This window comes from Streptomyces swartbergensis (genome assembly GCF_002148965.1).
Lineage (GTDB): Bacteria > Actinomycetota > Actinomycetes > Streptomycetales > Streptomycetaceae > Streptomyces > Streptomyces swartbergensis.
Window position 1 is genome coordinate 32230 of the sequence record NZ_NGFN01000027.1, and the last position, 11250, is coordinate 43479.

Sequence of the window (11250 nt, forward strand, 5' to 3'; positions counted from 1 at the left end):
CGCCATGGTCACCGCAGCACACGCATCCCTCAAGACCGCCGCGATCCCGGTCCACGCCGTCTGGGGCGCCGCGGCCGGACTGGTCGGCGGCATCGGGTTCGGCATCTGGATGTCGGTCTCCCGGCCGATGATGGACACCGCCATGATCACCATGGTCGCGGGACTGCTCGGCTCGACCAACGCCGTCGTCGGCTGGCTGGTCCACCTCTCGATCGCCCTGTTCGCCGGCACCACCTTCGGCGTCATGCTCGGCCACCTCGCCCAGCGCGTCGCTCCCGCCGTCGTACTCGGCCTGGTCTACGGCGCGGTGTGGTGGTTCCTCGGAGCACTGTGGATCATGCCGGCCAACCTGGGCATGCCCGTCTTCGAATGGAACGACGTCACCGCCTCCAGCCTCGGCGGCCACCTCGTCTTCGGCCTCCTGGCCGGACTCACCTTCTCCTGCATCGCACAGCTGGCGGGCAGGCGGACCGACAGGACCGCGGCATGACACCGATACCGCCGGCGTCAACACCTGGTCCCGGCTCACCGCTCCGGGGCGCTGAACCTCTCCTCGGTGCCCCGGACGACTACTGTCTGGCCAGCAGCGCGGGCGCGCTGGCCCGTCCGGCATGGGGCGCCGCGCCCCCGCCGTGGGCACCGGGACGACGCGAGGAACCACACCACATGAACCACGCAGGCGACGAGGCCGAGAAGACCTGGTGCATCTCCGAGGTCGACATCTTCCGCGATCTCAGCGCAGCGGAGATGGACGCCATCGCCGCCGCCGCGCCCATGAAGACCTACAGCACGGGTGAACTGCTGTACTCCCCCTCCCAGCCCTCCGAGGTGCTGTTCATCCTCAAAAGAGGCCGGGTGCGGATCTTCCGGGTCTCCGCCGACGGCCGCGCCCTGACCTGCGCGATCATCAGCCCGGGCACCATCTTCGGCGAGATGGTGCTGCTCGGGCAGCGGATGTACGACAACTTCGCCGAAGCCCTCGACAACGTCACCGTCTGCGTCATGAGCCGCGCCGACGTCCACCGCTTCCTGCTGTCCGACGCACGGATCTCCGCGCGCATCACCGAGATCCTCGGCCGGCGCCTGACCGACCTCGAACAGCGCCTGTCCGACAGCGTGTTCAAGTCCGTGCCGCAGCGCATCGCCACCACCCTGCTCACCCTCGCGGCCGAGACCCGCCCCCGGGTGCTCGGGGCCCGCAGCCCGCAGATCGCGCTAACTCACCAGCAGATCGCCGCCCTGGCCGGCACCTCCCGCGAGACCACCACCAAGGTGCTGCGGGACTTCGCCGACCAAAACCTCATTCGCCTCGCCCGCGGCCGCATCACCGTCCTCGCCCCAGATCGCCTCGCCGACCACGCGGGCTGACGTCACCAATCCGTAAGCACCGCACCCCAGCCCGACCGCCCCCGGCTCGGCTTACAGTTCAGCCGGCTGCCAACTGCCGATCGCCGACCGCCGCCACCAGGAGTGCCTTTCATGCGTGCCCGCCTGCTGTTCCCGAGTCTTCTGGCCGTCATAGCGCTCGCCCTGGTCGGCTGCGGCACCCAGGACAACAACACGTCCTCCAGCGGCACCGCAGCGGCATCCAGTCCCTCAGCCTCCGGCTCCTCGACGGCGGCACAGGACGGATCCGGAACTTCAGCGGTCCCCCAGGCGCTCCGGTTCACCGGTACGACCGTGGACGCCAAGCCCTTCGACTCGGCCACGCTGGCGGGCAAGCCCACCGTTCTGTGGTTCTGGGCACCGTGGTGTCCCACCTGCAAAGCCCAGGGTCCCGAAACCGCCAGGGTCGCCGCCGAGTTCGAAGGCAAGGCGCACGTGATCGGGGTGGCCGGACTCGACAAGGAGCAGGCCATGAAGGACTTCGTCACGGACACCAAGGTGGGTGCATTCCCGAACCTCTCCGACGAGGCCGGGGAGATCTGGAAGAAGTTCGAGATCACCCAGCAGAGCGTGTACGTGGTCCTCGACAAGGACGGCAAGACCGTCTTCACCGGCAGCCTCCCGGCCGGCAAGGGACTCGCCGACAAGCTCAACCCACTCGTCGGCTGAACCACGATGTCCGACCTGCCCCTCGCCCTGGCCCTGACCGCGGGCATGCTCGCCGCCGTCAACCCCTGCGGCTTCGCCCTCCTGCCCGCCTACCTCTCCCTCCTCGTGCTCGGCGACGACACACCCAGCCGCACGGCCGCCGTCGCCCGCGCGCTGGTGGCGACGGCCGCGATGACCGCCGGATTCGCCGCGGTGTTCGCCCTGTTCGGCCTTGCAATCGCCCCCGTTGCCGGGCAGGTACAACAGCACCTGCCCTGGTTCACCATCGGCTTCGGGCTCCTCCTCGCACTCGTCGGCGGCTGGCTCCTGGCCGGCCGCGACCTGCCCGCCCTGCTCCCCAAACTCCGCCGAGCCCCCACCGTCACCCGCTCCGTGCCGTCCATGGCCCTGTTCGGCGCCGCCTACGCCATCGCCTCCCTCGGCTGCACCATCGCCCCCTTCCTCGCCATCGTCGTCTCCGCCTTCCGCAGCGGATCCACCCTCGAAGGCATCACCCTGTTCACGGCGTACGCGGCCGGGATGGGCCTGATCGTCGGCACCGCAGCCCTGTCCCTCGCCCTCACCCGCACCGCCCGCGTCGGCCGCCTGCGGCGCCTCGGCGCGCTCGCCTCCCGCACCGGCGGCGGCCTGTTGCTCCTGGTCGGCGCCTACGTCGCCTACTACGGCTGGTACGAGATCCGCGTCCAACGGGCCCCCGCCACCCAGGACCCGGTCATCGACACCGCCGGCACGATCCAGCGCACCCTCGCCGACGCCCTCGACGCAACCGGCCCCGCAGTTCTTGCCGCCGTCCTCGCCGCCCTGCTGATCGGGGGCGTGGCCCTCCGCCGCCGACACCCCCGCACGGCAGACCGGGAGTCGGCCGAGCCCGGCAGCGCGCCCGCCCCGTAGCCGGCCGCATTCCCATTCACCATCCCGCGTGACTTCGACAAAGCCGCCCGCGCCCCAGCGCACCTCTCGGGACTGTCTACCGGCACGGGGCCGACCACCACGACCGCGCGAGGCGGACGCCGTTTCCATGACGGATGAGCGGCCCGGCAGACCGCGACGGACGCCTTCCGCTCGTATCAGGGCGACAACGGCGTGCGGCTGTTGGGCCGCTACTGGCTCGTCACCGTGGTGAGCACCGTCTGAGGAGGAATGCGGTCTCGCAGATGTGCAGATATCACTGATTGCCCTTTATCGCGCAACGATTCCTTGATGCCTGATGTCTCATGTGATGAGTGCGATGTCACGCACAACTCATGGGGGAATACGGGGGTATTCGTATGAGTGATCGTCGTTTTGCCGCGCGCGATGCGCGGGTCCGGGCCGCCGAGGCGGAGTTCCAGCGCCACATACCGGTCCACGCCGCCAATGGGGAGGAGACGGACCACCCGTTCGTCGCGAACTACTCGAAGGCGTTGCCGCACAACAAGTTCGGAGAGGTCGACCCGGCCGCGTACCACCTGCTGCGCCGGGCGCTGGCCACGGGCAGCTACGAGGACTTCGAGCGGATCCCGCTCGCGGACACCCGCAAGCTGGTCAACCCGCAGGCCGGGCTGGCCTTCGACCCGCAGGGCCCGGACGCCCAGGCGCTGTCCATGCCGCCCGCGCCGCGCATCGACAGCGCGCAGAACTCCGCCGAGGCGGTCGAGCTGTACTGGATGGCGCTGTGCCGCGATGTGCTGTTCACCCGGTTCGGTGACAGCGAGTTGGTCGCCGAGGCGGCCGGTGAACTGAGCGGGCTGGAGGACTTCCGCGCGCCGAAGCTGGACGGTCGGGTCACCCCGCAGACCATCTTCCGCGGGGATACCCGGGGCGATCTGGCCGGGCCGTACCTGTCGCAGTTCCTGCTCAAGGACATCCCGTACGGCACGCTGCTGATCCCGCAGCGGCAGGACACGCTGGTCCGCCCGGTCGACCATCTGACCACTTGGGGCGATTGGCTGGAGGTGCAGAACGGGTCCGAACCCGAGCCGGACGAGCGGGACTTCGCCACCCGGCGCTACATCCAGACCCCGCGCGACCTGGCGCACTATGTGCACTTCGACGCGCTGTACGAGGCGTATCTCAACGCCGCGCTCATCCTGCTGGGCGACAACGCGCCGGTGGACGCGGGCAATCCGTACCGCTTCTCCCGCAACCAGATCGGCTTCGGGACGTACGGCGGCCCGCACATCCTCTCGCTGGTGACCGAGGTGGCCACCCGCGCGCTGAAGGCGGTGTGGTTCCAGAAGTGGTACGTGCACCGGCGGTTGCGCCCGGAGGAGTTTGGCGGCCGCGTGCACCAGCAGCTGCGCGGGCAGCGCGAGTACCCGATCGACTCCGGGGTGCTGGACTCCGTCGCCGTCAAGCGGGTCTTCGAGAAGCACGGCAGCTACCTGCTGCCGCAGGCGTTCCCGGAAGGCAGCCCGACCCACCCGTCGTACGGTTCCGGGCACGCCACGGTCGCCGGGGCCTGCGTGACCATCCTCAAGGCATGGTTTGACGAGTCGCACATCCTGGCGGACCCGGTCGTCCCCACGACGGACGGCACGGCCCTGGAGCCATACACCGGCCCGGACGCCGACCGGCTCACCGTCGGCGGCGAGCTCAACAAGGTCGCCGCCAACATCGCCACAGGCCGCAACATGGCCGGCGTGCACTGGCGCACCGACTACACCCAGGCCGTCCGACTGGGTGAGGAGATCGCCATCGGCCTCCTGCGCGAGGCCAAGGAGGCCACGCTGGAGGACGCGGTCTTCACCCTCAGCCGCTTCGACGGCACCACCCTCGCCATCTGACCGCTCCGGACCGGCCGAGCCTGGTGCCGCGGGGGTCCCGCGGCACCAGGACGGTCAGCGCAGCGCGTCGAGGGCGGTGAGAATGTCGGCCGGTTCGGCGCGCCGGGTGTAGTCGGTGTCGACGAAGGCCCAGCGGATGGTGCCAGCCCGGTCGATGACGTAGGTGGCGGGCAACGGCAGGGTGCGGGCGTGGCCGCCGTTGACGCGCTGGAGGTCGAAGCCGAGCCGGTCGTAGACAGCGGCCAGGTCACCGGGCAGGTCGAAGGCGAGCCCGTACTGCTTGGCCGTGTCCAAGCCGATGTCGCTGAGGACATGGAAGGCCAGCTGGTGCTTCTCGGTCAGTGACAGGGACTCCTCGGGGATCTGTGGGGAGACGGCCACCAGCCGGGCGCAACGCGCGGCGATGGCGTCGTGGTGCTGCTGGAGCGAGCGCAGCGCGATGTTGCAGTACGGGCACCAGTCATTCGTGGGGGACCGGCACAACCGGTTCGCGCACGTGGTGGATCGGAGCGCGGGCGACTGGTCCGGTGTGCGCGCTGATCGCTGCGCGACGCATGCGGTAGCCCGCCACCAACAGGCCCGCTCCGGCTGCGGCCTTGACGAGGACATGGGCGGGTCGCCCTTCGTGCAGGTCTTCCTTGACGAAGACGGTGGGGAACTTCTCGCGCCACGGCTCGAGCAGCTCCCCCAGTTTCCGTTCCGCTTCCGCCCTGGTCCGTGCGCGTTCGGCGTCCGGCATGCCGTGCAAGTACGGCGCATGCCAGGCATGTACGGCGTGCAGGGGCGCACGGCGCATCTCGGCGACGTGAAACGCGAACTCCAGGACCTCGTAGCAGGTGCCGTCAATGTCGACGGCGACCGCGACGTCGCGGAAGGGCGTGTGGGGCGACGGCTTCCCGTCGCTGTCCGTCAGGTGTTCGTCCTCGGCTGTCTCACCGGCCCGACGAGGACAGCACCCCGCTGCGGGTCTCCAGGCCGGTGATGCCGCGCTGGACGAGGTCGAGGGTGCCGGCCATGGTGCCGAGGTGGACGCCCTCTCCGTTGGTGCCGCCCTGAAGGTCGGCGATGTCGCCGGGCAGGGCCTCCTGGCAGAACGTCCACGCCACCCGCGGGTTGCCGTCTCTGCCCCATGGCGAAGCCCTCGGTCGCTGATGCGGCGGCCGAGGGCTCCAACTGGGGCTGACTACGGTCCGGCGGTAGGCGGGGCCGGAGGGGGAACGGTGCCCGGAGTACCGTTGGGGGGCTGCGAGTGCCAGGAGCGCTCGGTGCCCGGGGTGGGCGTGACATGCTGCACGTCCGCCGTGGGGCGGGTTGCCCACCACATCACGGTCAACAAGCCAACGGCGCACGCACCAGCGATTACGAGCCCAACTGGGGGGCGTCGCGGGGAGCGCACCAGGCGCAGGCCCACCCGGCAACGCACGCCCCCGCGAAGACCATAATCGTCGAGGCGAGGTTGCCGTTTTCGTAGGTGACCAGCAGGGCGTCGTAGTTGGTGAACAGCACCAAGAGGGTCGCATAGAGCACCGCGATGACCGCGCACAGCCCTTCCAGCAGGCGTAATACGCGTCGAACTCTACTCATGCCGTTCTCCCCCTAGCCCGGCCGACCGCAGGGGCCGTCAGTTAGCAGGCGGTACCGACGGCCGGGCCTGGATGTTCTCGGTCAGCCGTCCGTCCGCGTCCGTTTCGACGGAGTGATTCTCTCCTGCCTTCGGTTTGGGTGCGGACGGGGATCCGTACTGGGGTGCGACGGGAGGTCCGGAGGGTTTGATCAGGCCGCGTGCGGCTTCGGCCCGCTGCGCCACTGGCTGCGCGAGGCGGACGCCGATTCCGCCGCAGAGGAGCGCGCCCGGCAGGCCGCGGCGGACGCCTTCCGCACCTATCAGGTCGACGGCGGCGTGCACCTGATGGGCCGCTACTGGCTCGTCACCGCGTTACGCCCGTGAGGCGCCGGATCCGCATCGCACACACCGTCGCACGCCTCCGCTGGGCCGCCGCGGACGGCGCGGCGGGCTGCACCGGCTCCTCCCGCCGGACGGCGGATCGCTGGCCTCGGCCCGTTGTCCACGCGACCGCGTTGCGGAGGCGTCGGGCGGCTCCCCACGACGGCGGTTCTGGGATGGGTCAGGCTTCCAGGGCCCCCAGTTGCCGCAGCAGCCCGAGGTCGTCCCAGTTCCACCAGCTCTCGGCGATCTTGCCGCCCTGGCAGCGGAACGTGGCGTGCCCGGTTCCGGCGACGTCCCGGTCGGTGGGCTCCAGCCCCTGGTAGGTGCCGGTGTGCCGGCCCTGGAAAGTCATCCGGCAGGTCACCAGGTCACCCTCGGCGATCACGCTCTCCACGGTGAGCCGGGGATTGAAGGCGTCCAGGATCTCGCCGTTCTCCCGCTGGGCCTGTGCTAGGTCCACGTCGTAGGAGGAGAGGGCGGGGTCGTGCTCCCGGTAGTTGCCGGTGCACAGCTCGTCGGCGAGGTCGAGGTTCTTGGCGTTGATGACCTCGTCGAAGAAGCGACGGACGACGAGCTTGTTGAGCTGCTCGTCCCGTACGACGTCGAGGTCCGTGAAGGTGGGCGTCTCCTCGCAGGCGGCGACCAGTTCCTCGAAGATGCGGTTGGTCTCGGGGAGGTTGGAGTTCTTCATCGCCTCCTCGTACGACGGGAACTCCACGATCTCGACGACATGGGCGGAGTCCGCGCGGTCCCGCCCGACGATCGAGTGCGTGGCGGTCCGCTTGCCCTGGGTCGCCTCGACCCAGCTGTCCATCAGCCGGTTGAGTTGATCGACATTGCTGGTCTTGCAGTCGATGAGCTGGACGAAGGTCATAAAGCCCCTCCCGTGCGATGAGCGAAGCATGCCAACTAATGGAGTAATTTCAGGCTATACCCGACCTCTCGCCCTTGCCTCTTCCGTCCCTCCAGAGCAGCTCTGGAGCGTGCCTCTTTGGCGCTTCAGCCAGCTGATCCGGGGCTGAAGAACCTGACCCGAACAATGATCGACGGCGGGCGTGACAGGCCGTCCGCCATGGGGAACGCGAACGCCCGTGGACCGGTCTTGCCTGTGCAGCTGACGTCGCTGCTCCGCCAGGGCCGGTGGCGCCATCCCGAGGACGCGGACATGGCAAAGCTGATCCCTCGGTTCCAAACCATTCGTCCTCCGCACGTCCCCTGCGGAGGCTGCGCAGAGTCGTACGCCGACGCCTGCGACACAGCCGAGTACACCACCGCTAGGAGCGTCGATGGCAAGGCGCCGTCTAGGCACTGTCCGGCGGATCTTAAGCAGACGGCACACAGACGGCAGTGGAGAAGCCTGGAGATTGCCTGTCACCGGCATGGTCAGGCACCACCAGCTCCAGCGATGATGAGGGCATTTTCGGGCCAGGCGTAACTCGCGTTTCTGGCCTGCCAGCGGTCGGAGCGGAGCGGCACCATGGCATGGGTAGTAGGAACGGGCGCTTTCTTGGGACTGCTGGCGATCGCATTGGGAATCTGGACGCTACGGACAGGGTGGGTCGCGCCCACGGTGCGTCGCCAAGTCACCAGGCCGAAGCTCCACGGACTCGGCGCCCTGCTTGCGGGCACATCCGTGCTTCTGCAGAGCCTCTTCTACTTTCGAATCTTGCCGAGGGCTTCCTGGGAGGTCCGCTTCTTCGGTGGAAACGCTTTCCTGTTCGCTGGGCTCCTCCTCATCGTCCTCAGCCAACTGCTGCGGCCCCGCCAAAGCCCGGACCACGCCGATCCCTCAAGCGTCTGAAGGATGGTGGCGGATCACGGCCGAAGCCATAAGCGGACAGCTGCCGCGGTGACGGTGCCGTGAAAGACGTAAGCCCGCTTGTCGTAACGGGTGGCGACCGCACGGGAGTTCTTCAGTCGGTTGATGGTCCGCTCAACCTCGTTGCGGCGGCGGTAGCGGTCGCGGCCAGCGTGCTCGCCACCAGCCAGGGCATCGATGCCGGGAAGAAGATCGTCGGGAGGAAGCGGAGCATCGTCACCGACACGATCGGCCTCCTCCTCGCGGTGCTGGTCACCGCGGCGAGCGTGCAGGACTCCATCGCCGGCACCCAACTCCTGGACCAGGTCGCCGCCGAACATCCCCGCATCCGCAAAGTGTGGGTCGACGGCGGCTACCGCCAGCACCTCGTCGAGCACGCCGCCAGCCTCGGCATCGACATGGAAATCACTCAACGCAAGCGCGGGGCCAAGGGGTTCACCCCGATCCCCAAGCGGTGGGTGGTCGAACGGACCTACGGCTGGCTCATGCTCCACCGCCGCCTGGCCCGCGACTACGAAACCCGCCCCACCCGATCCGAAGCCATGATCCACATCGCCATGACCGACCTGATGGCCCGCCGCCTCACCGGCGAGGCCACCATCTCCTGGCGCGACCCGACATCAAAGGATCCAAAACATATACCGGGATGAAGCAACGAGAGAAAACGATCTCTCAGCGACGAGGAACCCTCTTCGCCGAGACCGCCGACCGCCTTCCAGACCTTCCTGGACCAGAACGAGATCCCCCGATCGAAGTCCTGGCGGATCATCTGCAGTTGAGCCCGACCATTCAAGATCCCCGACAGAGTCAAGTGAGGAACGCAGTAAGCCCCGTCGGAGCAGGGCGACCAAATGGGCCCTTGCCCCGACGGGGCTCGGTCGGCCGGGTGGCGGGTTACCGGCGCCCGGCAGAGGCCGGTGCCGTGTGCGGTGCTTTGCGGCTCAGCCGAAGTTCACGTCGCTGCACCACATGTAGGCCTGGTCGAGGTGCGAGGCCTGCCAGATCACGAACACGATGTGGTGTCCGGTGTAGCCGGAGGTCTGGACGGGGAACGTGATGTTCTGTGCCGGGGCGAAGCGGCCGGTCTGCGTGATGAAGTCGAGGTTGCTCCAGCCTAGGGTCTGGGTCTTGGGGTTGAAGCCCTGCTTGCTCACGTAGACCTTGAAGTAGTCGGCACCGTGGGACGCCTGGTCGTACAGCTGGACCGAGAAGTTGTTGCCGATGGTGGTGGCCTTCCACGGTCCGGGCTTGTCCAGGCTGGCGTTCCTCGAGAGGTTGTTGCTGCAGAGTGTCCCGTCGGGGGTCCGTGCCTGGAACTGGCCTCCGAGGCCGTCGCGGAGCGCGCTCATCCAGTTCCACATGGTGTCGGCGTTGGCCTGGAAGGCCTGCCAGCACATGGGGTCTTGGGTCTGCATGGCCGGGTTCGTGTGGTTGTTGCCCCACGTCTTCCAGCACTGGTACGCGCGGGTGGCGGGGCCGACGACGGTGCCGTGAGCCTGGGCGGGGGTTGACCAGGCGAGGGCGCCGACAACCGCGGCGAACAGCATGACGAGCGCCTGGAGAGGCCGGCGGAGGGACGCCATCGAGCGCCCGGTTAACGGGTTCTGGTTGCGCATATGGGGGGACTCCTTCCAGTTGCGAGACTGTTATGGGAGCGCTCCCAAAGTCAGGTCTTCCGAGTGAGATGTCAATGAAGCAGACGGACTTGATTACAGGGGTGGGTGGCGAGCAGGGAATCTGCCGTGAGCCGGGAGTCAGAATTGTTCGCGGGACCGGAAAAGGAGGATGCGGCCTGGACCGGTGCGCCTGGCCGGCGATGCGGACAACGCGCTCATGGTGATCATCACCCTTGCTCTGCCAATTGGGTGATGGGAGTGACGCGTCTGGGAGTAGGGGCGTTCCTCTTCTATGCCGGGGGTGCGTCTTCGGCAGGCTTTGATCGTTCCAGGCAGAGGGAGTAGCAATGGGTGTGCGGACGCAGGAGCGACGGGCGGTGGCTGGTCGGGTGGGTGTGCGCGCGGCTGCGGTGGGCGCGGCGGCTGGGGCCGCGCTGGTCCCGGCAGGTGCAGCGCAGGCGAACGTCATCGGTGTCGGCAACCCGACGTTCGGCAACACCTGCACCAACGTGGGCGGTGCCCAGGCCCAGGGGACGACCGTCGCGTCCTCCGGTATCGGCACGGCAAACGCCGCAGGGCTGCCGCTGAGTCTGCCCCGCAACCGGTGCGGCAACAGCGGCATCATCTGCATCATGTGAATCATGACCCCATCTTTCGCGGCCCAGGGCATCGCCTGCGTTGGTCGGCATCGACGCCTCGGTCGGCACCGTCGGTGATGTCCTGGACAACGCGCTCATGGAGTCCCAGATCGGCCTGTACAAAACGGAGCTGATCATCACCCTTGCTCTGCCAATTGGGTGATGGGAGTGACGCGTCTGGGAGTAGGGGCGTTCCTCTTCTATGCCGGGGGTGTGTCTTCGGCAGGCTTTGATCGTTCCAGGCAGAGGGAGTAGCAATGGGTGTGCGGACGCAGGAGCGACGGGCGGTGGCTGGTCGGGTGGGTGTGCGCGCGGCTGCGGTGGGCGCGGCGGCTGGGGCCGCGCTGGCCCCGGCAGGTGCAGCGCAGGCGAACGTCATCGGTGTCGGCAACCCGACGTTCGGCAACAC

The 11250-nt window shown here is 68.4% G+C and carries 12 protein-coding genes and 3 pseudogenes; 8 read left to right on the forward strand and 7 right to left on the reverse strand.

The features are described from left to right. The first annotated feature begins 4 nt into the window (after window positions 1-4). The 5 genes from CA983_RS07240 to CA983_RS07260 all read left to right on the forward strand — a co-directional run bounded on the left by CA983_RS07240 (window position 5) and on the right by CA983_RS07260 (window position 4820). Window positions 5-490: a hypothetical protein gene (locus CA983_RS07240; RefSeq protein WP_086600054.1), complete on the forward strand. Its 486-nt coding sequence runs from the start codon at window positions 5-7 to the stop codon at window positions 488-490. Window positions 491-666: 176 nt separating this feature from the next. Further along, on the forward strand, window positions 667-1368 hold the full coding sequence (locus CA983_RS07245) for a Crp/Fnr family transcriptional regulator (protein ID WP_244206703.1): 702 nt from the start codon (window positions 667-669) through the stop codon (window positions 1366-1368). Window positions 1369-1479: 111 nt separating this feature from the next. Beyond that, on the forward strand, window positions 1480-2055 hold the full coding sequence (locus CA983_RS07250; RefSeq protein WP_086600043.1) for a redoxin domain-containing protein: 576 nt from the start codon (window positions 1480-1482) through the stop codon (window positions 2053-2055). Between the two features lie 6 nt (window positions 2056-2061). Next, window positions 2062-2946, forward strand: a complete 885-nt coding sequence (locus tag CA983_RS07255; RefSeq protein ID WP_086600044.1) for a cytochrome c biogenesis CcdA family protein — start codon at window positions 2062-2064, stop codon at window positions 2944-2946. Window positions 2947-3323: 377 nt separating this feature from the next. Continuing rightward, entirely contained in the window at window positions 3324-4820 is a 1497-nt protein-coding gene (locus tag CA983_RS07260) for a vanadium-dependent haloperoxidase (RefSeq protein ID WP_244206706.1), read from the forward strand. Window positions 4821-4874: 54 nt separating this feature from the next. Here CA983_RS07260 and CA983_RS07265 read toward each other — a convergent pair. From CA983_RS07265 to CA983_RS07295, 6 genes and pseudogenes are all read right to left on the reverse strand, one after another. Continuing rightward, window positions 4875-5279: pseudogene (locus CA983_RS07265) on the reverse strand (peroxiredoxin-like family protein); the annotation flags it as partial. Window position 5280: 1 nt separating this feature from the next. Beyond that, a complete protein-coding gene (locus tag CA983_RS07270) occupies window positions 5281-5733 on the reverse strand; it encodes a universal stress protein (RefSeq protein ID WP_341866652.1) in 453 nt (150 codons plus the stop codon). Between the two features lie 19 nt (window positions 5734-5752). Beyond that, the gene (locus tag CA983_RS44955) at window positions 5753-5926 is read right to left on the reverse strand and encodes a hypothetical protein (RefSeq protein ID WP_341866653.1); all 174 of its coding nucleotides are present in this window, start codon (window positions 5924-5926) and stop codon (window positions 5753-5755) included. A 253-nt stretch (window positions 5927-6179) separates the two neighbouring features. Next, window positions 6180-6404, reverse strand: coding sequence for a hypothetical protein (locus tag CA983_RS07275; RefSeq protein WP_086600047.1), 225 nt, complete (start codon window positions 6402-6404; stop codon window positions 6180-6182). A gap of 542 nt (window positions 6405-6946) precedes the next feature. Further along, window positions 6947-7642 carry an ester cyclase gene (locus CA983_RS07285; RefSeq protein WP_086600048.1) on the reverse strand — a complete coding sequence of 232 codons (696 nt, stop codon included), beginning with the start codon at window positions 7640-7642 and terminating at the stop codon, window positions 6947-6949. Window positions 7643-8583: 941 nt separating this feature from the next. After that, a pseudogene (locus CA983_RS07295) lies at window positions 8584-8724 on the reverse strand (IS5/IS1182 family transposase); the annotation flags it as partial. Between CA983_RS07295 and CA983_RS07300 the strand changes: the two are divergent. Continuing rightward, window positions 8719-9237: pseudogene (locus CA983_RS07300) on the forward strand (transposase); the annotation flags it as partial. The pseudogenes CA983_RS07295 and CA983_RS07300 sit on opposite strands and share 6 nt — an antisense overlap. 291 nt (window positions 9238-9528) lie before the next feature. On the opposite strand, the gene CA983_RS07305 reads toward CA983_RS07300, so the two are convergent. Then, window positions 9529-10203, reverse strand: coding sequence for a lytic polysaccharide monooxygenase auxiliary activity family 9 protein (locus tag CA983_RS07305; protein ID WP_483027211.1), 675 nt, complete (start codon window positions 10201-10203; stop codon window positions 9529-9531). 377 nt (window positions 10204-10580) lie between these two features. Here CA983_RS07305 and CA983_RS07310 point away from each other — a divergent pair, with 377 nt between their 5' ends. Beyond that, complete coding sequence (locus CA983_RS07310; protein WP_244206707.1) at window positions 10581-10841, forward strand: chaplin family protein; 261 nt, start codon at window positions 10581-10583, stop codon at window positions 10839-10841. 40 nt (window positions 10842-10881) lie between these two features. After that, window positions 10882-11004 carry a hypothetical protein gene (locus tag CA983_RS48875; protein ID WP_279628425.1) on the forward strand — a complete coding sequence of 41 codons (123 nt, stop codon included), beginning with the start codon at window positions 10882-10884 and terminating at the stop codon, window positions 11002-11004. The last annotated feature ends 246 nt before the right edge of the window (window positions 11005-11250 follow it).

Bases quoted from the DNA above. Each gene is read 5' to 3' on its own strand.
- CA983_RS07240 (WP_086600054.1), top strand. From the start codon at position 5: ATGGTCACCGCAGCACACGCATCCCTCAAGACCGCCGCGATCCCGGTC.
- CA983_RS07245 (WP_244206703.1), top strand. From the start codon at position 667: ATGAACCACGCAGGCGACGAGGCCGAGAAGACCTGGTGCATCTCCGAG.
- CA983_RS07250 (WP_086600043.1), top strand. From the start codon at position 1,480: ATGCGTGCCCGCCTGCTGTTCCCGAGTCTTCTGGCCGTCATAGCGCTC.
- CA983_RS07255 (WP_086600044.1), top strand. From the start codon at position 2,062: ATGTCCGACCTGCCCCTCGCCCTGGCCCTGACCGCGGGCATGCTCGCC.
- CA983_RS07260 (WP_244206706.1), top strand. From the start codon at position 3,324: ATGAGTGATCGTCGTTTTGCCGCGCGCGATGCGCGGGTCCGGGCCGCC.
- CA983_RS07275 (WP_086600047.1), bottom strand. From the start codon at position 6,404: ATGAGTAGAGTTCGACGCGTATTACGCCTGCTGGAAGGGCTGTGCGCG.
- CA983_RS07285 (WP_086600048.1), bottom strand. From the start codon at position 7,642: ATGACCTTCGTCCAGCTCATCGACTGCAAGACCAGCAATGTCGATCAA.
- CA983_RS07305 (WP_483027211.1), bottom strand. From the start codon at position 10,203: ATGCGCAACCAGAACCCGTTAACCGGGCGCTCGATGGCGTCCCTCCGC.